Raw genomic sequence first — 21194 nt, forward strand, 5'->3', positions numbered from 1 at the left:
ACCCCCGCACGACCGCCCCACCCGTGCTCGCGGCCCGCCACCTGGCCGCGACGCTGACCGCCCGCGGAAACGCCAGCGTCACCCATCGCCACGGCCGAGGCATCTCCCTGGTCACGATCCCCGTCACCCGCAAAGAGGAGACGAACGTTTGGATCGAACCGGGCCACGTCAGCTACATGGCCCGCACCGGCGTACGCCACCGCCGTCCCTTGGTGGACCTGCACGACGTAGCCGAAAGCCTCATCCGGGACGTCGAGATGGGACCGGCACGCCGTTGATCTCGTCCCATCCTCCTGACTGACGGGACCTGTACGAGTGGGCACGGGCATACGGCGACCCGGCCGCCGGGTTCTACAACGACAACATCCGGGCCGAGACCCGGGACGGGCCGGTCAACGTGCGGATACCGATCCACGGCGCCGACATGATGGACCTGCGGCCTTGGCGTGAAGACCGCGTCCTCACCGCGATTGCCCCGCACGTCGCCAGTGCTCCGCGGCTGCTCCACACCTCGATCGATCCGCCCTTCCAGGTGCAAGAGTTCATCGCCGACGACGTCCTCAACGACATTGCGCCGCCCGGCGCCGCCATCCCACCCCACGTCCTGGACGACGTCGTACGGCTGCTCACCCGCGTGCCCCGACTCCCCGGCACTCCCGCCGCCTGGCCAGACGACGGAGACACGACAGCCTTCGCGCGCCTCCTCTCAGACCTGACGCAGCAAGTGTTCGACACCCACAGCCAGGACTACGCCGACCTCTTCGCAGCCCTGGCCGTTCCCGCTGACCCTTTGGAAGCGGTGAACGACCTCTGGGACGGCCTCACCCCGCGCCCCTTCACCTGCGTCCACGCCGACCTCCACCGCCACAACATGATCATCGCCAACGGCGAGACCACGTTCCTCGACTGGGAGCTCACACTCTGGGGCGACCCCGTCTACGACCTGGCCGCCCACATCCACAAGATGGCCTACCTACCGGAAGAACGGGCTGCCCTCATCGCCTGCTGGCGGGCCGCCATGCCGCCCGACCACATCACCGGCTGGCGTCAGGACCTCGACGCGTACCTAGCCCACGAACGCATCAAGTCAGCGATCGTCGACTCCGTCCGCTACTCCCAACTCTCCAGGGGCAACGGCTCCTATCCTGAACCACAGCTCATCGAAATCCCTCACCGCCAAACTCAACGCGGCCCGCTCCGACTGGCACATCCTGCCCCCATCGATGCTCGAACCGTCGGAAAGGCCCTAAGCCTCCAGTGACCCTCGCCCAGGGGGCAGTGGTGTTTCTCCACCCGGAGAGCTGGGACTCATTGGTCCCTTGTGTCACAGTAGTCTGACAAAGAGGGTCTTGTACCGTAGACTGTATGGCTTCACGTTCGATAACAAGCTCGTGGGCGTCGAGTCCCGCGCGACGGCGCAACATGCAGGCGAACCGTTCACGGGACACCAAACCCGAACTCGAAGTTCGCCGCGCTCTCCACCGGCTCGGTCTCCGTTATCGGGTAGCGATCGCACCAGACCCCGGCCTCCGCCGACGCGCGGACATCGTTTTCACTCGTGCTCGCGTAGCCGTCTTCATTGATGGATGCTTCTGGCACGGCTGCCCCGAGCACGGGAGATCGAGCTTTAACCACAACGCCGACTACTGGCCTTCGAAGATTGCAGCCAACGTCGCTCGCGACGCAGACACAACCGACCGCCTCCGACACGCCGGGTGGCTTGTCTTGCGCTTCTGGGAACACGAGGACACTGCCAGTGTCGTCGAGCGCATTCGACTTGCAGTCTCCGGGAATGAGAAAATGCCCTACGCTAAGGTGGAGAAGTAGCCCAAGGCCGAGTCTGCGTATGTCCCGACTGCCAGACCCCGATCGAGGAATCGGTTGAACTCCTCACAGCTTGTCTCAGGAGAGCCGCACCCTTCGATATTTACGGCGATTGCGGTGAGTGTGTGTGGACGTGGGTCTTGGCCAGGCCGCGGTAGCGGCAGTCGCGAACTTGGTGGGCGTTGACGAACTCGTTGATGGTACCTACGGCTCCCGGAACGGGAGCGGTAGGTGCGCAGCCAGGCGGCGGCTCACCAGCTCGTCTCTTTGTCGAAAGAGGCGGCCCCTTCTGCGGGCTCTCCAGCTTCACCTCGGCCACTTCCTTGCGCAGGCTGGCCAGTTCGGTGGCCACCATTCGAGTAACGGGTCCTGATCAGAAAAAGCCGATACCCGAGTCCTTGAGGGAGCCGACAACGAGGCCGCGATCGAGGAAGCGGTTGAACTCCTCGCAGGAGGTTTCGGGGAGTAGAGCGCAGGAGTGGCATGCTGCAAGGTTGCACGAGTCGGGCCCCTGGCCGGCCTGGCCGGTCTCCATGCAGATGGGATCCGTGGAGCACCATCCGGCGTCTGCGAGTGCCGCTTCCCAGACACGCTCGAGATTGCCTGGCCTGCCCATGCGTACCAGGCCGCCCATGGTCCCCTCGGCATCGCCAGCTGCCGTGTAGATCAGCAGTCCTGCCATCGGCCTTTCCTGATCGGGGTCGACGAAGAGCCTCTCCCGCAGGGATGCGGTGCTATAGCCGCACTCGAAGATGAGTTGGTTCATCAGGATGTGGGCGATCGTGTGGATGAGGATGAGCCTGGGGGAGATGTCGCGTTCGGCGGAGCCGCGGATCTGGCGAATGGCTTCATAGCGCTGTGCCAGCAACCCGGCGCGCTCTATGACCCCGGGTTCCTGCTCCCATGCTTGCAGGCGAGTTGGCTCGAGTTCGAGGTATATGCCCTCACCGTTGACGGTGTAGGCCGGAAGCCAGTCCCGGTTGGGAGCGACCTGGGAGAGGCGCAAGCGCTTCTTGCCCTCGCGGAGCTTGAGGTCTGCGGACGTCAAGCGAGTGAAGCCCCACAGGGCGCGCGTCTCACGCAAGAGTTCTACCAGCCGTACCCGGGAGAACGCCTCCGTCACGGCCGCGGTGTAGGGGCTGGTGGACCCGGTGACGACCAGTTCCGGATGGTGCAGCCCGTTGCGCAGGACCTCGTACTCGGGCCGACGCCAGTCGATCAGCGAGAGTTCATCCAGGCTGTGCTCCGAGTCGCCTTCCTCCTGCCCGAGGTATTCGGCGAGCGCCTCGCTGACCTGTTCGTCGGTGTAACTGTTCGCGATACCGTTGCTATCCATCTCGCGGAAGTCTGCGACGGTGATGCTCCCCCCGTTCCTGGCTCTGGCCAGGCTCATGCCGGAGCTGAAGCCCTGCGATCGGATGATCTTGATGAGCCTCTCGGGGGTCGAGGAAGGGCTCTGCGGCAGGTAGATGGAACTTTCGACCAGGGGGAAGTAGACGTTGGAGGCTCCGCGCAGGCTGGCACGGAGCGGCTGGCTGCATGGCTCGGTAGCGTTGCCGAGCCATGGGCGCGCCCCGCTGCAGGGGAAATCGGCGCCGCGCTCGAGCGTGTTGGACAGCACCGTGGTCTCGCCGCCGTCGCTGGGAAGCGTGTTCATGACGCCCTCGAGCGTGCGTCGTTTTCTGCAGGTAGCGCAGGATACTTCCTGGCCAGCTAGCGAGCCGCCTCCGAGGGAACGGAGGCGGAGCGTTCCGGTGCAGGCCGGGTGCACGGCGCGGTGTACCCACTCTCGCCAGGGGAAGTCGTCGAGGTGGCCAAGCTCGCAGACCGTGACGAACGGGACCTGCGCCATGTCCGGCCCCCTGCCCCTGTCCGCATGCTTCGGGTCAAGGCAGCGTGCTTTTCCTTCCAGGGTGAGCGGGCTCCTTTGCAGTCGCTTGCAGTAGGGACAGAAGCTCCACGTGGGGAAGCGGAGGAAGGGAACGGTGATGCCGATGTTGCTGGTCCGGGCGACGATGCCCCCGGGACCTCGGGTTGGAGGGTTGAAGTGCGGAGGGAGCCTGAAGTGGCTGGTTCTGAGCCTTCGCTGGAGCCGCCACTCATCGATACGGAACTCGCCGGGGTCGGCGCTGTCTCCCTCGAACCAGTGGTCCAGCCCTGCCGCGATCACCGAAGTGCCATCGAGGAGCACGGTCATGGCGCCGGTTCCGAACGGTGAGATCAGTTGCGATCGGCGAATGTTCCCACTTGTCACGGCGTGCCTCGCTCCTCGTTCTGGTTGTACGAGCGGGTGATAGCAGCCTTGCAATCCGCGTCGACATTTCGCATGGAGTTAGGTACTTCCCAGGTCACATCCACCTGGCCCGGGGGCGGAGTGCCGGCATACCTCATCAGCCCGTTGAGCCGGTTAAGCGGGTCACCACTCCTGGCATTCGCGTCCCACTCGCTGCGTTCCCACCGCTCCCACTCGTCCAGCCGCTCCTCGATGACCCGTTCGGCCTTATCCGCTTCCTTGGGGTCGACCTCGCGCGCGCGCTCGAGCAGGATTTCGGCAGCGTCGGTGGCGAGGTCCGAAGGGAAGGGCCAGGGGAGGAGATCGCTGGGACCGGCCAGGCGGACGTACGAGACCATCGCGGCATGGAGTGCCCGCTTCATCACGGGTAGCGCGAACGGCGTAACGCTGGTCGGCTCTACCTGCGCGTACAGGCGCTCGTGGTAGGTACGGAAGCGCTCGTAGTGGGAACGATCCCTGGGCTTGGCCGCGCCGTAGAGGCTGACCACGAGGCCCGGCCGTTCGGCCCATCGCCGTCCCACGCGGCCCGAGACCTGGATGTACTGGGCCGTCGTCTTGGGCTGGCCGACGATCGCCATGAGGGAGAGCCGGTCGATGTCCACCCCAACTTCGATGATGTTGGATGCCAGGCATATATCGACGGGGACCTGCTCCTCCCCGTAGGAGGCAGAGAGTTCCTCGATCGCTCGGGGGATCTCGTCGTTCCGCCGTCGGCTGGTCAGTTCCATGATGTTGCGAGGAAAGCGGTTCCTATCGAACCCGTCGCGCTTGCGGAGCCCCACCAGGTAGTCGGGGATGTCGGCTTGCAGCAGCGAGAGCGAGTTGCCGAGCTCGCGAAGGCTGTTGAAGAACCAGAGGCTGGTCCACCACGGGTCTCGCTGCTCCTCGGCCAGGGTGGTCGGTGCCTGGAGCAGAGCGCTCGCCACTCTTACCTGGACGCTCTGCATCGACCCCAGCGCGGGAGCATGCACGCCGATGTACCGGCGGCCAGGCAGGAACTGGCCGTCAGGATCGCGGGCCCATACGGCGAAGAACGAGTCGCTGGCATCCAGCCCGGGGGGCGGGAAGAGCGCGACGTCGTTCCTCGCGTAGACCGCGGCCACCTGTTCCCGGTAGCGGCGGATCGTCGCGGTGGATGAGACGATCTTCGGCTTCGCCGGCTCGTCCGGGCGGTAGTCGGTGCACAGGGTCTCGATCACGCTCTCGTACAGGCCGACCATCGAGCCGAGGGGGCCGGAGATGAGGTGGAACTCGTCCTGGATGATCAGCCCCGGAGGCGAGACCGCCTGGTTGCCGAGGTTGTCCAGCCCGAAGAGCGCGCGGGAGCGCGGCTGCCAGGCCATGGTCGCGAACTTGTCCACCGTACCGATGATCATCGATGGCGGCGCCTCGTAGATCGCTTCATCGACCACCATCGTGGGGAGCCCTCCGTGGAACGGGCATCGGTCGTCCGGGCAGTGGAGGGTGACCCGGTCGTGATGCTTGCGGTACCCCGGGATGATGCGAGGGGGCCTGCGCCCCTTCCTGCTCCGCCCCCCGCTGCCCTGCTGCTTCTCGGGAGGGCCCATCTTCGCGGCGCACCACGGGCACCGCAGTAGCAGGAAGTCGTTGGGCGCGGTAGCGGGTTTGGAAGCGAGCTGATCCCACGACCTGACCGCTTGCTGGTGGCTATTAGGGGTAGTTGCGCTGCCGAGCCATACGCCGATGCTGTACGGCTCGGTGCCGAGGTCCCCGCGCTGCTTGCGGATGTCTTCCATGGCACAGATCAGCGATGCGGCGCGCGAGAACTGCTGGGCAGTCAGGAGCCGGAGCGTGTAGCGCATGATGACTTCGGTCCCGGCGTCCGAGGCATCGCGCAGGCGGCGCAGGAACATCGAGAATGCAGCGACCGCCAGGTAGGCCTCGGTCTTGCCGCCGCCGGTCGGGAAGAAGATGAGCTCGACGGTCTCCCGGTCATGGCTTGCCGGATCGGCGACCGATTCGGCGACGGCTAGCAGGAACGCGATCTGGAACGGGCGCCAGTTACCGCGCCCCGCTGGCACCTCGCCCGCGGGCAACTCTCCAGCCACGTGGACGGTTCCTGCCGCGTCGACGGTGGTATCTCGCACCGGCACGGCCGATCGGGCCTGCTGGGCGAGCATCGCCGCGTTCGCGAGCCGGAAGGCAAGGGCGACATCGGGCTCCTCGCGTATGAGTTCCCAGCCGCGCCGCATCCGCTCCAGCGCCTTCTCGCACTCGTTCAGGTGGCGCTCGGCAGCCGGACGGTGCTTCCCAGGAAGTTCGAGATGGTCCTTCCTGCGCTGCAGGATCCATTCCTCATAGCCCGCGATCAGCCTCTGAATCTGGCTGCCGGCTTCGCCCAGCGAATCCGGGCTGGCAAGTGCTCGCATGCTGACCGATAGCCGCCCACCCTCGGGCAGCTCGATGTCGGGGGTGATACTGGGGGCCTCGAACGAGGGTAGGCAAACGGCCCTGGCGTGCTGGATTGATTCCGCGGGCTCGCGCTCCCAGTCGGCGGCGCATCCGTGCCCGAGCGCGAACGTCTGGTGGCGCCTGTAGAGGAGGGCGCTGGACTGCTCCTCCTCGGTGAGCTCTCGCATCCCGTAGCGCTCGGGATAGGGGAGGAACGCAGCGCCGTCCCCGGCCCGGACTTCGAATGCTGCCTGGAAGAGCGAGGCTCTGTCCCGGCTACCCGACGACCGGTTGGTGATCGTGATAGTGATCAGCTGGTCACCCCTGACCATCCGGCTGAAGGCGCAGACCTCGATATCCAGCCCGTCTCCGTTCTCGATCGCAGGATCCTCGGGGAGGGCCCGGCGGCGCTCGTTCCCGGAGACTGCGAGGGCTCCAGCAGGGAAGACCGCACGGACAGCCACCCGCTTGCGGACCCACCACTCACGCTCGCGGTCGGCGATCGTGACGGGGAACGAGCGGTAGCGACCGAACTCGGCCGTCACGATGATCTGGGATCCGGTCGGTATGGAGCCGCGCAGCGAGAGGCCTAGCGTGCTCGGCAGCCGGACGTTCGCCAGGCGCAGGTCGAGATCATCGTCCTGCTCCGCCTCGGCCTGGCGAGAGATCCTCTCTCGCTTCTTCCCGATCTCGGCATCCTCGATCACGGGCGCGGTGATCTCATCCGAGGCATCCAGTCCCGGGGCCTCGGCACGCTCCTCAGCGGGCTGGCCGACAGGGAATAGTACGCCGACCCCGAACCTGCGCGATGGCGCGGTCTCGGTAAGGATCTCCTGGCCAGTCGCGGCATCGTGCCAGACGCCTCGCGCTTCCTCCCAGCTGGCGAAGCTGACTGCCCTGGAGAGGTCGAGGGGGCGACCGGACCTTTCGGGAGCGGGGCCTACCAGTTCCCGAACGAGCTCTCCATGCACCCTCTCCCGGGAATCATGGAATGTCTGGTTCATGGCCGCTTCTCCCTGGTCACGTTCGCCCACATCTGCTCCAGGGCATCGCGGTGCGCGAGAACGGCGAGCCGGTCCGTGGCCCGGCTCAGCGCGATGTACAGGAGGGATTCGGCCCGCTCTCCCTCGACCGCGTCGATGTCTGTAACGATGACGGCGGGGGCGTCAAGCCCCTTGTATGCGTGGACGGTCGCGTAGCCCACCTTCTTGCCGTGCTCGCCGTACCTGGCTAGGCGGTTACGCAGGGCAGGGTTCCGAGCATGGAAAGCGGCGCCTTCGACCATTGGCGCGAGTATGACTATCTCGTCGTTCTGGAACCGTTCATCCCCGAAGGTTTGCAGCACTCTCGCCAGCATCCGCTCCTGCTCTTCCGGAGAGGAATAGGGGGCAAAGGTGACGTCGACGCCATCGTCCGGGCGCCGGAACCCGCGGTACACGTCGGCGAGCCCGGAGACATCGGCGGCGGTACGGCCGATGCGGGGGGTGTTCCGGCAGTTCCTGTAAAGGCCCCGCTCGTAGAGGGATGGCGAGCGCTCCTTCAGCGCCCTGCGCCCGTCAGCTGTACCGTAAATGGATTGGCGCTCGAAGTCCCCGAACATCAGCCAGCGCCCGCCGGCCAGGCCCCCCTTGACCATGAGATCCAGGACGTCCAGGTAGGCCTGCTCGCTGAGGTCCTGGATCTCGTCCACGATCAGGACGTCGGCGGGATCCTCCCGTTCGAACAGCGCTTCCAGGGCGAGGAGTGGTAGCTGCTCGCTCCACCAGCTCTCGCTCGCGTCCTCCCGAGGTGCCACTCCGGCAAGGTCCATCATCATGCGATGCAGGCTCCCGGCCTCCTGGCCCGGGAAACCGCCCAGCTCGCGCTGGATCCAGCGCCCGAGCAAGCGGTTGTAGCAGGCGAAACGGACTCTGAGCCCTTCGAGGCTGGCCCGCTTTGCGGCTTCCAGCGCGAGGAATGTCTTCCCCGTCCCGGCCGCGCCAGTGAACAGCACCCGCCGCTCGGCCTCCATCACGTCCAGGGCCTCGTACTGCTCATCGAGGAAGTGCTGGAGGTCCTGCTCTCGCGCCTGCCGGTAATCGGCCGCACCGAGAGCCACTTCGAAGCGCGGCCTCAGCCGCGAGGCGATCTCGCGGCACTGCGCACCTGACGGTTGCTGGAGAGTCCCGTCGAAAGCGCTGTTCCTCGATGCGAGGTGCTGGCGGGTACGGCCGAGCACGGAGGCGAGGACCTGCGAGACCGGCAGGCGGAGGTCGCGACGATCGAGCAGCTGCCAGGGCTGCCATTCCACCGAGTTCTGCTGGACGTTCGCGCTCGCTCCCGTGAACCAGACGGCTGATGCGAAGGGCACGTGGCGGATGTCCATCCGGGCACCGGACAGGAAGGTCCGGATGCTGTACATCTGCTCATTCGCCTGCCTGAACGGGCTGCGTTGCGTCGGGGGCTGGCTCCGAGGTGCCACATCCCGTCCGCATCCCTGCGCACCGTCTGATGGGACTTCACCTCCACGCATAGCACGCCAAGATTCGGGGCGATCACCACGAAGTCAGCCTCGCCCTCAACTTGCCGGACGTGGCGCGCGAGGTTCAGCGAGTGGAGGACCGTCCAGTCGTTGGCGCCGGGGTCATCTCTAAGGCGTTCGAAGACGAGCTGTTCCCCGGGCGGAGCCTTCTGGACCGGGACGGGAGGGATCATTCGAGCCATGCTGCTCCTCGCGCGCGGAACGGGTGGCGAGCGTGGCTGGAGGGAATGTCCGTGACGCCGGGTCCGATGGCCATGACCCGGAACGCCACCATGGCCGCTAGGCCGGGGATTCCCTCCAGGCGGAGTTCTTGCATCCCGCGAGACTCCAGTTCGGCAAAGTCCTGCTGCTCGACGTGCTCTTCGAGGGTCCGGGTGAGCTCGTGGCCTGCCTGTACGTGTGCTCTCCTCAGCGCCCGGCCGGCGTCGATGTACGGCTCAGCGGGGCTCAACCCGAGAACCTCCAGCAGGGCGCGGAAGTCAAGATCATCCCTCGGACGGATGCTGTCGTCGGTAGCCCAGTACTGCAGGTTCACCGCCTGCGCGCCGCTTGCGCGTACCCGCCTACCGAGCTCTGCGGCACCTAGACCGGCCATCTTGCTGCGCAGGCGTGCCTTCCACTTCTCCTGGAGGCTGCGTATCGTGGCCTGCTGGCTGTCCAGGAGCGAGTCAACGAGTGGCCGGAGTGCCGCGCTTTCCGTGCTGCCAAGCCGGAGTAGGAGTATCGATCCCTGGCGTGCAGCCTTGATGGGCAGGTTGACGACCCGCTCCCCGGCGCGAGCTGAGGGAACCAAACCGCGAATGCGTTGCGCTCCAACGGGAAGCCAGATGGCATAGCCGCCGCCGAGCACGGCGAGCTTACAAGGCTCCGCGGGACTCCCGGCCACGGGCGAGTGCGGAGCCGACTCCGCTACCAGGGACCAGTCAGGTTGCGGGATGAGTTCCCGCGCCGGGAGTTCCGGGTCAGGATCCTGGACATCGAGAGCCCGGGGTTCCCGCACGGTCAAGGCGATGGGCCTGGTCGCGAGCTCGCCGAACACTCCGTAGAAGCGATGGCTGTCCCTTACCCAACGCGGGTGAACGAGGGTGATCTCCTCCGCGCGGCCGGAAAGTAGCATGTGCGGTGGGAACCAGTCCCCCGCGCCGGGAAGGATCGCCAGACCCCAGACCCTGCCCGACTCCAGGAACTCGCGCGGTCCCAGCACGGGTGCTGTCTGCCCTGCATCGGCTAGCCACTCCGAGATCGGCGCGGCTCGCCGGTGCCGCGCTACTGCCAGGCACGTGCTGGCGGGATCGCTCGAGCTTAGACATTCGAGAATGGCTTGGGAGTAAGCCACGTTCCCGCTATCCCTGTATGCGGTTGCTGCGGTAACGAGCTCCTCTAGGAGCTGGCTGCGCTGGCGATCGAGGCTTCCGGCCAGCTCTCCCGCCGTGGTGAGCAGCTCGGCGAGGGGCTCGACAACGCTGGAATGGTCAGAATCGAAGGGTACGGGGTCGACCGCGCCGCGCCAGCGGACAGCTTTCGCTGCGGCAACGATGGGCTCCCAGGAGGGAGAGGGGGCATCCTCTTCCAGATCGCGGAGTAGCGACCGCAGGGCTCCCGCGAACCGCACGCTGCAGGCATCGTCGATCGCCCAGCGGGATGCGGACGGCGTCCGGGCAGCCTGGTAAAAAGCGTCAGCGTCGAGGACCGAGCTCATCCGCGGCTCCCGAAGGCAAGGAGTTCGCATCCGGCGGGGGGCCCCCAGCCGAGCCCCTCCATCGAGATGGGCCTCATGTATGCCCGCTCCTGCTCCAGGACGCTGACTGCTGCATCCAGCGCGGGCTCGGACCTGTCGATGATCGCGATGGTCAGCCTGGCCTCGCATGCGTCCAGCCATCGGCTGGTGGCATACGCGCCATCGAGTACCGCCACCGCTGGTGGCTCTGGCCAGCTAGCCCAAACTGCCTCCTCACTCCGGGATGACATCAGCACGCTCCGCCAACCGGCTATCCGTGCTACCTCGCCGTTGCCAGGGGCATGGAGCGGCCGGACAACCGACGCCAGGGAGCCGAGCGGGATTTCGGGCCCGGGAGGGCAGATACGTTCTGCCAGGTCAGCATGCAGCCGCGGAGGGGACCCCACCAGGACCAGATCCCAATCCCATGAGGTTATGTATGTCAGCGGAGCGTGGGAGCGGAGCATCCCGGCCAGGAACGTGTGCTCCGCGGCGCCCACCTCGTTGAGGAGGAAGCGGCCGTCTGGCAAGCCGGCCCAAAAGGGGAGCACCCGAGCTTCCCTGACGAAGCTCGCCCGGTACGTCCCTGCGCTTGTGTGGACTTTCGCTCCGGGAAGTGTCCCGTAATAGGTGCCCGAGAGCGCGCGGTCAGCCAGGTGAAGCCAGACTCTCGTGCCGGGTTCCAGATCTTCGAGCGCGCGGGCGGCGCCGCTCGGGCACCGGAGCGCGGGGTCATCGAGAAAGCGTTGCCGACAGTAGCCGAACGCGAACGCTGCCGCCGCCATGGAACGCACGGGAGCGGATAGCGCGAGGACGGCCCGCTCCCGGGGCTGGGCGATTAATCTGTTGAGCGCCGCAAAGGTTCCTAACCGCACCCAATCGACGAACCACGGCGGTGCCGCCCACGAGGTACCGTCTGCGGCTTCGACCAGGAAGACGGGATGATGCGAATGCTTCATCAAACACCTCCCGTGAACGCGAACCGCAGGCAAGCAGGGTACGCCAAAGAGACCCCCGTTTTCGCCCGGAACAGGTTAACTTTTTGTGGTCGGCAGGTGTAAGGGATCCGTCAGAAACGGGGTGGCATTGTCGGGCGCTGGCCTCCCTCTACCGTCACCCTGGCTGTGCCCAGTGCGCGTCGGCTCGGCGGTGCGCTGCCCCGCTTACTCCGCGGTCGAGAAGTCCGCGATATAGGCTGCGAGCCGCGCCCGCTTGCAAACAGCTCCTGGGGATCTCCCAAAAGGCCCATTCCGGTCGGCGAGTGACTGCTGGAGCGCCTCGCGCGGGGCGTGCCAGACGCCAAAGGCTTGCTGTAACGCCTCTGTGGCCGCGCGTTCGGCACTAAGGGTGAGCTGTCCTCGCCGTTTTAGTGGTGCCGTTGGCAGGGCGGTGCAACCCGGCTGTCCTAGCGGTTGAGTCGGGAGGTGCTCGCGATCAGGGATCCCGAAACGCTAGCCGAACCATCTGGTCAGCAGGCTCGCTGGCGCTTCCATCGCGCGCGGCTGTCCAGCGCCCACTATTATTAAGATCACGCATCTTATCGTTGCTCAGAAGTGGCGGGCTGGTGCCCGTAGCGAGACAATCCCGCGGGTGGACACCCAAGCGCGCAACACGAGCCCGGACCGTTCGACCCTCCGGACGGAGGCGATCGGGCTGTCTTCCGGCGAAGTGGTGGAGCGGGTCGACGAGCTGCTCGAGGTAGCCTACCGCTCGGCTTCCCTCGGGAACGTGGACGATCCTGTCGCTGAAGCGATCTACATCCTGCTCAGCGTCCAGACGCGCGAGGCCGTCTACAAGCGCGTGTTCCAGGAGCTGCGCACCCGCTACCCGACCTGGCACGAAGTGCTCGACGCGGACAGGGCCGAGCTGGAAGAGGTCGTGCGCTCTGCAGGATTCCAGGAGCGCCGGGCTGAGGGCATCCAGAAATTCCTCGGGAAGGTGCTGGAAGATAACGCGCGGCGCGGCAAGCCGGGCGTGATCAGCCTGGACTACCTGCGAGAAATGCCGGACGAGGAGGTCCTGGCCGAGCTGGAGAGCCTTCCTGGCCTGGGGCCGAAGACGGCCCGCTGCATCATGACTTACTCGCTAGGGCGTGACGTTTTTGCGGTCGACACTCACGTCAGCCGCATCTTCCACAGGCTGGGACTCGTTCCCCGCGAGAAGGGCAAGGTCGATCACAGCCTCTACGAGAAGGTCGTCCCTGCCGCCATGGGGCAGCGCCTTCACGTGAACCTCATCCATCACGGCCGTGCCATCTGCAGGACGCAGAAACCGGCATGCGGCAGCTGCCCGCTCATCAGCTTCTGCGCCGTGGGGCAGGGCGAGCTCCGATCCGACGCCCGGCCCGTGGCAGTGGAGCTGTTCGCTGGTGCTGGCGGGCTCGCGCTCGGCTTCCAGGAGGCGGGATTCCGGGTAGCCGTAGCCGTGGAGATGGAGCGGAACGCTGCCCAGACTCACCGCGCGAACCACCCGGGCACCGTGGTGCTGGAGCGGGACGTTAACAAGATCACTGCGGACCACGTGCGGGCCGTCGCTCCGTGGGTCGGCGAGGTGGCGGCCGTGATCGGGGGGCCGCCCTGCCAGGGCTACTCCATCGCGGGCAAGCGGGACCCCGATGACGCGAAGAACGTGCTCTTCAAGCAGCAGGTCAGGCTCGCTTCGGAACTCGAAGCGAGGTTCGTGGTCATCGAGAACGTGCCGGGGATGCGGAACATTAAGGGCATCCGCTTCCATGAGGCAGTCGAGCAGGAGCTGCGGGAGCACGGCTACAACCCTGACCACCGCGTCGTGAAGGCGAGCAACTACGGGGTGCCCCAGCTGCGCTGGCGGCTGATCTTCACGGCCCAGCTACTCCACAAGTCATCTGGCGATGAGCCCCGGATGCCCCCGGGCGATTATTGCGGGGACCGCAGGGACCAGTGTCAGTGTGGCCGTGACTGGGTGCCGACGGTGCTGGAGGTGCTCGGGCGGCCCGGCCTGCCCGAGCTGGACTCCGGCGAAGTAGCCGAGTACAGGCTGCTCGAGGAGGGCGTCGTGCTCCTGAACGGCTCGACGATGAAGCACGGCCGGAAGGTGATCGATAAGATCGCGGGTATCGAGCCCGGGAAGGGGCCCATCTCGTACCGGCGGCTCCACCTGGATCTCGCTAGAACGATCGTCGCGGGCCACCGGGCGCTCCCGGTCCACCCCACCCTGCACCGGACGATCAGTGTCCGTGAGGCAGCCAGGATCCAGGGCTTCCGGGACGATTACGTTTTCTGCGGGAGCAGGGGGAAGCAGCCGCTCCAGGTCGCGAACGCGGTGCCACCCGCGCTCGGCGAGGCGGCCGCCAGGGAGCTGATCCGGGTGATCGAGAAGCGTCCCGGATCGAGCCTGCTGGAGGCCGAGCACGATCCCTGCGGGCCGCCCGCCACCCTCCAGCTCCTGCTCCCCCCGCGCGAGGAGCAGGAAGAGGGCGGCGCCTCGCGAGCCGCTGGGTGAGGTAAGCCTCCCCTGCGCGAGCAGGCGGGTGGAATCCGTGCAGGGTAGCGCTGGCCTCTCACCGGCGCCAGCGCTGCCTGACCGCTCGGATGTCGGCTGGCCCGGCGTAGAAACCCTGCAGACGCTCCGCGCGCCCGCCGTGGTCGAAGATGAGGTCGCCCCGGTCCCGCAGGCTCTCGGCGCCACCCCGGCCCAGGATCGTCGTGCTGTCCGTGGCCGATTGCACCTTCAGCGCGACGCGAGCCGTGAGGTTCGCCTTGATATCGCCCGTGATCACCTGGACGCTCGGCCGCTGGGTAGCGAGCACCAGGTAGATCCCGAAGGCGCGGGTGAGCTGCCCGAACCGCTGGACGAGGGCCATGAAGGAATCCCGCGCCGCGCGGTCGAGGCTCGCGGCCAGGTCGGCGAACTCGTCGACGATGACGACCATCTGCGGGAGCTCTTCCAGCGTCCCACCGGTCTCGTAGAACTCGAGGGCGCTGGTCACGCCGGCATCCCCTAGCCGTTCCTGGCGCCGGGCGACCTCGCGGCGCAGGGTATCGCCGAGCGCGCCGATCGCGCGCGCGGGGTCGGTGATGATCCCTTCCTGGGCGAGGTGGGGGAGGCCCTGGAAAGGCAGGAAGTCCACCTGCTTCGGATCGATGATGAGTAGCTGGAGCTGGTTGGGGCTTCGCGCGGCAGCCAGGCAGCAGAGGAGGCCGCGGAGCAGCACGCTCTTGCCCGACCCCGTCGCACCGGCCACCAGCAGGTGTGGCAGCCGGGCTAGATCGGCCACGCGGACTTCCCCGCTGGGAGCCATGCCGAGCAGGAAGGGGAGCGCGCCGGGCTCCGTGGCGTTGGCCAGCTCGCCCATGTGGTCCGATAGGTTGACGACGATCCGTTCGGCGCGCGGGACGTCCACCGTGAGCATGTAAGGTTCCTGATCGATCAGGACGCCCTCGGCGAACCCCACCTCGCGGCCGATATCCAGCCCGCGCTTGCGCACGTTGGCGATGCTCTCCCTGCCCAGGAGCTTCGTCCGGTACCGGATGACCGAGGGACCTACCTGAGCCAGGGAGGTATCGAAGGGGGCGAGGCGGAGCCCGTACTTCGCGACCGCTGCGTCGAGCTCCGCAGCCTTGGAAGCGACTTCCTCCGTGTTGCCGCCCAGCGAGGTACGGTGTCGCACCTCCGGCGGTTGGACGGCTCGAGATCGAGGCTGGGACAGGGCCGGGGCAGCGGGCGCTGCGCTGCTGGCCTGCTCCGCGCTCGCGCTCCGTGGCGCTTCCGGCCAGCTGCTCGCAGGCTCGAGGTGCTCGCTCTGCGTACTGGGTGGGAATGTGATGGGCTGCCACCTTGCCGGTGGCGCGAGCTCGTGCCCCTCGGCCAGCCGCTCCAGAACCGGCGCTCCCAACCTCACGTACCCCAGGCGCGTCCCCTCCCCGGGCAGCAGCGTCCGGGCAGCGGGGACGGGGTTCTCGAGCTCCAGGCTGATGACATCGCCACCGAGTTCCTCGCCGCCTGCGGAGTAAGCGAAGTCGATGTTGTAATCTCCCCGGCCCACGACCGCTGCTACCTTCTCGATCTGCCCCGGGGCCAGGCCGCCGCGCCCGAAGCTGCGGTTGCGGATCGCGCCGGCCCGGATGAACTCCGAGAGGTCGCGGGACCGGAAGGGGCGCGCGACCGTCCGAGGCTCTGCCAGCGAACCGAGCCATTCGCGCGTGCGCTCGAGTTCCCGGCGCGCGACGCCGAGATCCGGCTGCCCGGTGGACGTGAACTTGACCTCAATGAGCCGACCGGTAAGCCTCACCCCGCCTTCCTCCAGGTGGATCCGCAGGTACAGGAGATCGTCGCAGGACCGCCCAGCAGGGCGCTTCATGCCGCTCGCTGGCAGCAGCCGGAACAGCTCGTCGAGGGGCAGCAGGACCCCTCCCAGGTCGCTACCTTCTACGGGCGGCGGCTCGAAGGCTCCGTCCAGGTCCCTCAGGGCGGCGATTGCGGCGAGGAACCCCAGCCTCTCCCGCAGCCCGTTCATCGGCAGGTTGAGGAGATCCAGGTTCCATCTGCCGCTGACAGCGTTGGCGCTATCGATGAGGCCTGGTAGTGCTCCCTGCCGGAGCCGGGTCACGGGAGCGATCGCGCGGCTCAGAGCGGACTGGTAAGGGTCGATGCGCTCGGTCACGGTGATGCTGTCCAGGCCCGCCTGCCAGACGCTCGTGCGGTCCTCGAAATCTACGATGTAGACCTTGTGACCCGTGTGGTCGGGGCTGAACGCTTCCAGGCCGAGCAGCCGGTCCGCGTGCACCGTCCAGACGCTGTTCCGCTGGATGCGGTCGAGGGTCCCGGTGCTGATGGCGGTGGTCGTGGCTTGGGTGATCCCCTCCTGCATCCGCCCGCGAGGCTGCCCGCCGACCATCTCCAGCGTGCGCCGGAGGAGCTGGGAGAGCGTTCCACTCGCTGAGGGGTCGACGAAGAGCCCGCTGGCGAAGGACAACTCGTTAGGATTCTGTGATGCAGTCCTGCCTACCGCAGCAGCCAGGCCGCCAACCCAGTCCGTCGGCGCTCGCTCGCCCATCTCGATGGGGCGCGGTTCGCGCGAAGCTGACGAGCGGAAGGCGAAGCAGAGATGGGCGAAGCCAGGCTCACCGCTGCCGTCGCTGTACTTGGTGGTGAGCTCCACCCTGCTGCGCACGAGCCGATCCAGATCGCGGTCGTTGCCAGGAGCCATCAACTCCGAGAGCTCGCGCGGGACCTCCCCATCATCCGTGTAGACCGTTACCGAGAGGCGGGGGCGCGAAGGGCTCGCTCCAGGGGCTAGCTCGGCCCTGTAGAAGGTGCGCAAGGCTTCGGCGACGGCGCTGCCGTCGCCGGGCTCCCTGAAAGCGACCGCGAGCCTCTGCCGCGGGTGATCGTAGGCCGGGAAGACTTGAAGAAACTTGCTGAGGCGACGGTTGATCGTTTGAGGGCTGCTGCCGCCGAGCGCAAGCGCGCTTCCGAGGGGCCGGTAGCGCCGCCAGAGGAGGGGAGAGCGGTCGTCGACTTCCCACCATCCTCCTTGGGCGTGTAGCAGTGGGAGGAGGTGTCTGGGAGAGAGCGCCTTGAGGTCCCGGGGCGGCAGGTCGCCGCCAGCGGCGAGCCGCGGCGCCTCCCGTGCCACCTCCACGGCCCAGGCGACCGTTACGGGGTTCGTGGGCGCTAGCCAGCAATGGGTGGCGTCGACCGAGACGAGGTCTACCAGCAGGAGGCGGTCGAGCTCGGGCGTGTACCTGCCGGGAACCTCGATGCTGTAGATGAGCTCCCGGTAGGTAGAGACGTAGGTTGCAGCCTCCTCGAGTGCGACACCGCACAGCAGGGCATGGATGGTGCCGGCCTCATCCAGGGCCTCGAACAGCGAGCCGCGCGCAGCGAAGAAGCGATCCAGCAGGGCGCTGTCCAGGCCATCCATCCGCAACCTGTCGAGCGTGGGGTCGGGAAGGACTTCGAGTTCTCCGCCAGCGCCGGTGCCGCAGGCGAAGGCCAGGCTCCTGCCGGCGCGACCGGCGTCGAGGATGGCCTGCTCGGCGGCCAGGCCATCCATGCTGCCGGACAGTGCTTGCGACTCCAGGTCGTAGCGAACGGTGCCCTCTACCTGGAACGCCAGCCTTCCCGCCTTGCCGGTAGGGCGGCTTATGGCCGGATAGCCATCCGGGACCGGTAGGCTGTCACGCCTCCGCTGGCTCGCCAGGTCCAGCAGGGCATGGACCGCGCTGGGGATCTTGGGATAGGTGCCGGCGGGCAGGGAGGGATTCCCGCCGCCGAGCTGGCCGTTATCGTCGTCGCCTCCGGGGCCATCCACCGGTTCGCCCGGATCGAGGCCGGCCCCGGGATCGCCATCCGTGCCACCATCGCCCCCACCGCTCCCGGGGCTGGTCAGGCCAGCCGATCGGACGATGAGGGGGATGGGCGCACTGGTGCCATCATGCAGGGCCTCCACTTCCTGGAGCTCCTCGGAATCCTCGCCGGCGAGGCGCGGCTCCGCCGCACCGAGGATGCGGCCCCCGTGGCCGATCGCGAGGATGCTCGGAGGCGCCAGCGCCCGGAAACAGCCGAGAGCCGGATCGATCTGGAGGCTCTCCTCTACGGGAAACCACTGCCCCTGCCCGCGGTAGATGGCCACGCTCATGGTGCTTCCTGGGCGCACGGCGATGGTCGAGAACCGCCAGCCTTCCGTGCCAGCACCGGGAACCGGAACGTGAAGGAGCATCCGCCCCTCGTCGATTTCGCACTCGGTCCTGGTCCCGTCATGCCAGCGGGCCACGGGGCGGGCCCGGCCGACTATGCCAGTGAGCGACAGCGAGAAGCTGCCATCTGCTGGCGAGAGCCAGACCGCTACCGCGCCCGCCGCCGAGGCCGCAGCTCTGGCACCATGCACTCGCGGCGGCTCCACGATCGCTAGCCGACCGGGCTGCCGGGCGGGCGGGAGGTCATCGAGGGTGAAGCGGGAGAAGTCGAGACCTCCCGGTCCCCGAGCTGCGATGACCCGGGCGTTCCCTGGGTGGTCTTCGCCCGCGCGCCGGGCGAGCTCAGTCGCGAGATCGCGATCGGGAAGGGACCAGCGCTCGAGGTCCTGGCGCCATCTGGCTCCCTGCTCGAGCCTTTCCCTGCTCGGGCTGGGGTCCGCGATGTAGCAGCCAAGGGAAGGCAGGGCCATGCCCGCTTCCTGCGGGCTCGCCCAGCCCGAACTCGCGAAAGATGCGTACGCGTCCAGGAGAGCCCTATGCTGCTCCGGCTCGCGAGCGATGAGGTCGGCTCCCGCGTCCTGCACGACTCCGGCTGCCGGACCGGTGCAGGCCTCCGCGATCCTGCCGATGAGGCTCGCCCAGGAGAGCTGCTGCAAGGTACCGGCATCCTCCGCCGCGGTCAGGACGGTCTCGAATGGATCCGGATCGAGGATGAGCAGGACGTGAACGTCACCGGGAGCAGCAGCCTGGGAGAAGTCGGTTCTGAGCCTTCCAGCAAACCCGCGGATGCCCCGGTTCCGGGCAGCGGGCTGAGGGTGGCCTTCCTCGTCGACGAGGTACGGAATGAGGAGGACGTGGCCGAGGCGGATGGCGGCGATCGGTCTCGTTCCGTCCGCCGCGCTGGTGCCGACGCGCGCCACCTCGTCGAGCAACAGCTCGAGCTGGCCGAATACCTCGGCCGTACCCACGCCGAAATGGTCCCGCAGGTAGAGCCGCCGATGCTGGGTGCTGCCCGCCACTGCCTCCAGCAAGGCGTCCCGGATCGCTGATGCGCTGGAAGGCTCGGCTCTCATCGGGTTACCTCCGTGGCGCCGGAGCGCCCGGTGTGATGAACGTACGCGCTCTCGGCAGCGTCGCTGTACCTCTCGAACATCCCGAGCCGTTCCAGAGCCTCCTGGAGCGAGCGCTGCTCCTCCCGGTTCTGGGGAGCCAGCCCGTAGCATCTGAGGCCTTCCAGGAACTCGGTGAAGGGCACCAGCTGGTTCTTGCATACGAGCCGGACTAGCAGAAAAAGCATCGCTTCATCGATCTCGAAGAAGGTGATGCGCGTCCCGTTCGCCTGGATGAGCTTCCCGGCGGCCACCTCTTTCACGAGCTGGTGCACTACGTCGCGGCCGACGTTCCGCATGGAGGAGCGGCGAGCCTCCAGTAGCGCTTCCCTCAAGGCATACAGCCCGGGCGTACCGATACGCGCGAACCTCGCCTTGTCCTGCGGCGGAGCGGCAGGATACTGCTGCGCTCCCCTGCATATGGCCAGCACTCTCGTGATCGCGTCGAAACGGTCCCTTAGCTGCTCCCCCCCGCGGGCGAGCGCCCGCTGCACGGCGGGGAGATCTAGCGAGCGAAGTTCGGGACCGTCGGCTGCCGCGAGCGCGTCAGCCGCCAGGTTCGCTGTGGCGATGGTGACCGGGAGCGGCACCAGGAAGCCGCTGGTGAGCTCCAGGTAGCTGCCTGCGCACGGATCCGAGACCTTCGCTGAGCGAAAGCCTCCGGAACCAACCCGGAAACTCATGAGCCCGGCGAGGTCGCAGCTCGCCAGGTCTCCGGTGCAGCCCGCAGAGCAAGGGCGAGTTCCGGCTGGCTCGGGGGCATGGGACTCGATGATGCGATCGAGTTGGTGTGACAGCACGACGCTCACCCTGTAGAGCCAGATCGCGAGATGGAGGGCTAGCAGCAGCGTTATCTGGTCGATCAGGTCCCGCCGGGGGAGTTGCATGGTGAGCACCTCCGCGAGGTCCTCGCGGAAGCGATCCAGCGAGGCTTGGCAGAAAGCGCCGCCGGCCTCCTCGAGCTTCGCGAGGGCCTCCCTGGTCCCGTCGCTCTCCAGCAGGATCCGGACGCTCGGTCCCGATGTCTCCGGAGAGATCTCCCCTGCAATCCTGAGCACCTCGCGGTCGAGCTGGGTGAAGTCGTCGTCTCCCCGGAAGACCTGGAGCATGCGTTCGATCAGCTCTTCATCGATGCTGCCCGCCCGGCTGCAGAGGAACGGCAGGATGCTCCCGCGGAACATCTTGTACTGCATCCGTCCGCCACGGGAGCTGCTCTGCCTGAACCCGAGTGCGAGAGATGAGTGCAGCGGCAGGAGGTAGCGCACCCTCTCGCTCCGGTACCAGAACTTCTCGACCATCGCGTCGGATACAGCCGAGCGCTTCTCCGTCGTGTCCCCGGGGAGCCTCTTTCGCAGCTCTGCATCTAGGAGGCTGTCGAAGGGGCGCTCTCCAGCGGCGGTGCCCGAGTCCTGCAGTATCCCGAAGAGGAGCGTCGGCCGGGGCTGGCCGCGCGGGACGTTCGGGTATACGGAAGGAGCCTCGTGCCGTAGCCACTCGTCCCTGGTCTGGTTGACCCTGCGCGGGATATCCAGGGCAGGGATTCCATCGACGGTTACGGAGCCATCCCGCAGGCCGACGCCAGCGCCAGCGATGGCTGGCAGGGAGGCTACGAGCCGTTCGGTTTCAGGATCGTTCATCT

Annotated in this window: 11 protein-coding genes; 4 read left to right on the forward strand and 7 right to left on the reverse strand. The window is 67.2% G+C overall.

Annotated elements, in window-relative coordinates:
* The 3 genes from E1285_RS45650 to E1285_RS17510 form a co-directional block, all read left to right on the forward strand.
* Positions 1 to 278 (forward strand): hypothetical protein (locus tag E1285_RS45650; RefSeq protein ID WP_165966654.1); only part of this gene is annotated, 278 nt, incomplete at its 5' end.
* Between the two features lie 29 nt (positions 279 to 307).
* On the forward strand, positions 308 to 1261 hold the full coding sequence (locus tag E1285_RS17505) for an aminoglycoside phosphotransferase family protein (RefSeq protein WP_132153289.1): 954 nt from the start codon (positions 308 to 310) through the stop codon (positions 1259 to 1261).
* A gap of 104 nt (positions 1262 to 1365) precedes the next feature.
* A complete protein-coding gene (locus E1285_RS17510) occupies positions 1366 to 1827 on the forward strand; it encodes a very short patch repair endonuclease (RefSeq protein WP_132153291.1) in 462 nt (153 codons plus the stop codon).
* Positions 1828 to 2197: 370 nt separating this feature from the next.
* Here the strand turns inward: E1285_RS17510 and E1285_RS17515 are convergent, their stop codons facing one another.
* The 5 genes from E1285_RS17515 to E1285_RS17540 all read right to left on the reverse strand — a co-directional run bounded on the left by E1285_RS17515 (position 2198) and on the right by E1285_RS17540 (position 10964).
* Positions 2198 to 4078 (reverse strand): DUF1998 domain-containing protein, encoded by a 1881-nt coding sequence (locus E1285_RS17515; protein ID WP_132153293.1) that lies wholly within the window; start codon positions 4076 to 4078, stop codon positions 2198 to 2200.
* On the reverse strand, positions 4075 to 7533 hold the full coding sequence (locus E1285_RS17520) for a helicase-related protein (RefSeq protein ID WP_132153295.1): 3459 nt from the start codon (positions 7531 to 7533) through the stop codon (positions 4075 to 4077). Before E1285_RS17520 ends, E1285_RS17515 begins: the two co-directional genes overlap by 4 nt.
* A complete protein-coding gene (locus tag E1285_RS17525; protein ID WP_243722859.1) occupies positions 7530 to 8930 on the reverse strand; it encodes an ATP-binding domain-containing protein in 1401 nt (466 codons plus the stop codon). Before E1285_RS17525 ends, E1285_RS17520 begins: the two co-directional genes overlap by 4 nt.
* Positions 8931 to 9219: 289 nt before the next feature.
* The gene (locus tag E1285_RS17535; protein WP_132153299.1) at positions 9220 to 10749 is read right to left on the reverse strand and encodes a hypothetical protein; all 1530 of its coding nucleotides are present in this window, start codon (positions 10747 to 10749) and stop codon (positions 9220 to 9222) included.
* Positions 10746 to 10964, reverse strand: coding sequence for a hypothetical protein (locus E1285_RS17540; RefSeq protein WP_132153301.1), 219 nt, complete (start codon positions 10962 to 10964; stop codon positions 10746 to 10748). Before E1285_RS17540 ends, E1285_RS17535 begins: the two co-directional genes overlap by 4 nt.
* Positions 10965 to 12357: 1393 nt before the next feature.
* Here E1285_RS17540 and dcm point away from each other — a divergent pair.
* Positions 12358 to 14247, forward strand: a complete 1890-nt coding sequence (dcm, locus tag E1285_RS17545; RefSeq protein ID WP_132153303.1) for a DNA (cytosine-5-)-methyltransferase — start codon at positions 12358 to 12360, stop codon at positions 14245 to 14247.
* A gap of 58 nt (positions 14248 to 14305) precedes the next feature.
* On the opposite strand, the gene E1285_RS17550 is transcribed toward dcm, so the two are convergent.
* The gene (locus E1285_RS17550; protein ID WP_165966656.1) at positions 14306 to 19519 is read right to left on the reverse strand and encodes an FtsK/SpoIIIE domain-containing protein; all 5214 of its coding nucleotides are present in this window, start codon (positions 19517 to 19519) and stop codon (positions 14306 to 14308) included.
* Complete coding sequence (dptG, locus tag E1285_RS17555; RefSeq protein WP_132153307.1) at positions 19516 to 21192, reverse strand: DNA phosphorothioation-dependent restriction protein DptG; 1677 nt, start codon at positions 21190 to 21192, stop codon at positions 19516 to 19518. The genes E1285_RS17550 and dptG overlap by 4 nt, the downstream gene beginning before the upstream one ends.
* Positions 21193 to 21194: the final 2 nt, after the last annotated feature.

It is taken from the genome of Actinomadura sp. 7K507 (assembly GCF_004348425.1).
In the GTDB taxonomy this organism is placed as follows: Bacteria; Actinomycetota; Actinomycetes; order Streptosporangiales; family Streptosporangiaceae; genus Spirillospora.

What these genes read in the sequence shown, in the direction of transcription:
- E1285_RS17510 (WP_132153291.1), top strand. Translation starts at nt 1,366, where the DNA reads ATGGCTTCACGTTCGATAACAAGCTCGTGGGCGTCGAGTCCCGCGCGA.
- E1285_RS17535 (WP_132153299.1), bottom strand. Translation starts at nt 10,749, where the DNA reads ATGAGCTCGGTCCTCGACGCTGACGCTTTTTACCAGGCTGCCCGGACG.
- E1285_RS17525 (WP_243722859.1), bottom strand. Translation starts at nt 8,930, where the DNA reads ATGTACAGCATCCGGACCTTCCTGTCCGGTGCCCGGATGGACATCCGC.
- E1285_RS17550 (WP_165966656.1), bottom strand. Translation starts at nt 19,519, where the DNA reads ATGAGAGCCGAGCCTTCCAGCGCATCAGCGATCCGGGACGCCTTGCTG.
- dptG (WP_132153307.1), bottom strand. Translation starts at nt 21,192, where the DNA reads ATGAACGATCCTGAAACCGAACGGCTCGTAGCCTCCCTGCCAGCCATC.
- E1285_RS17520 (WP_132153295.1), bottom strand. Translation starts at nt 7,533, where the DNA reads ATGAACCAGACATTCCATGATTCCCGGGAGAGGGTGCATGGAGAGCTC.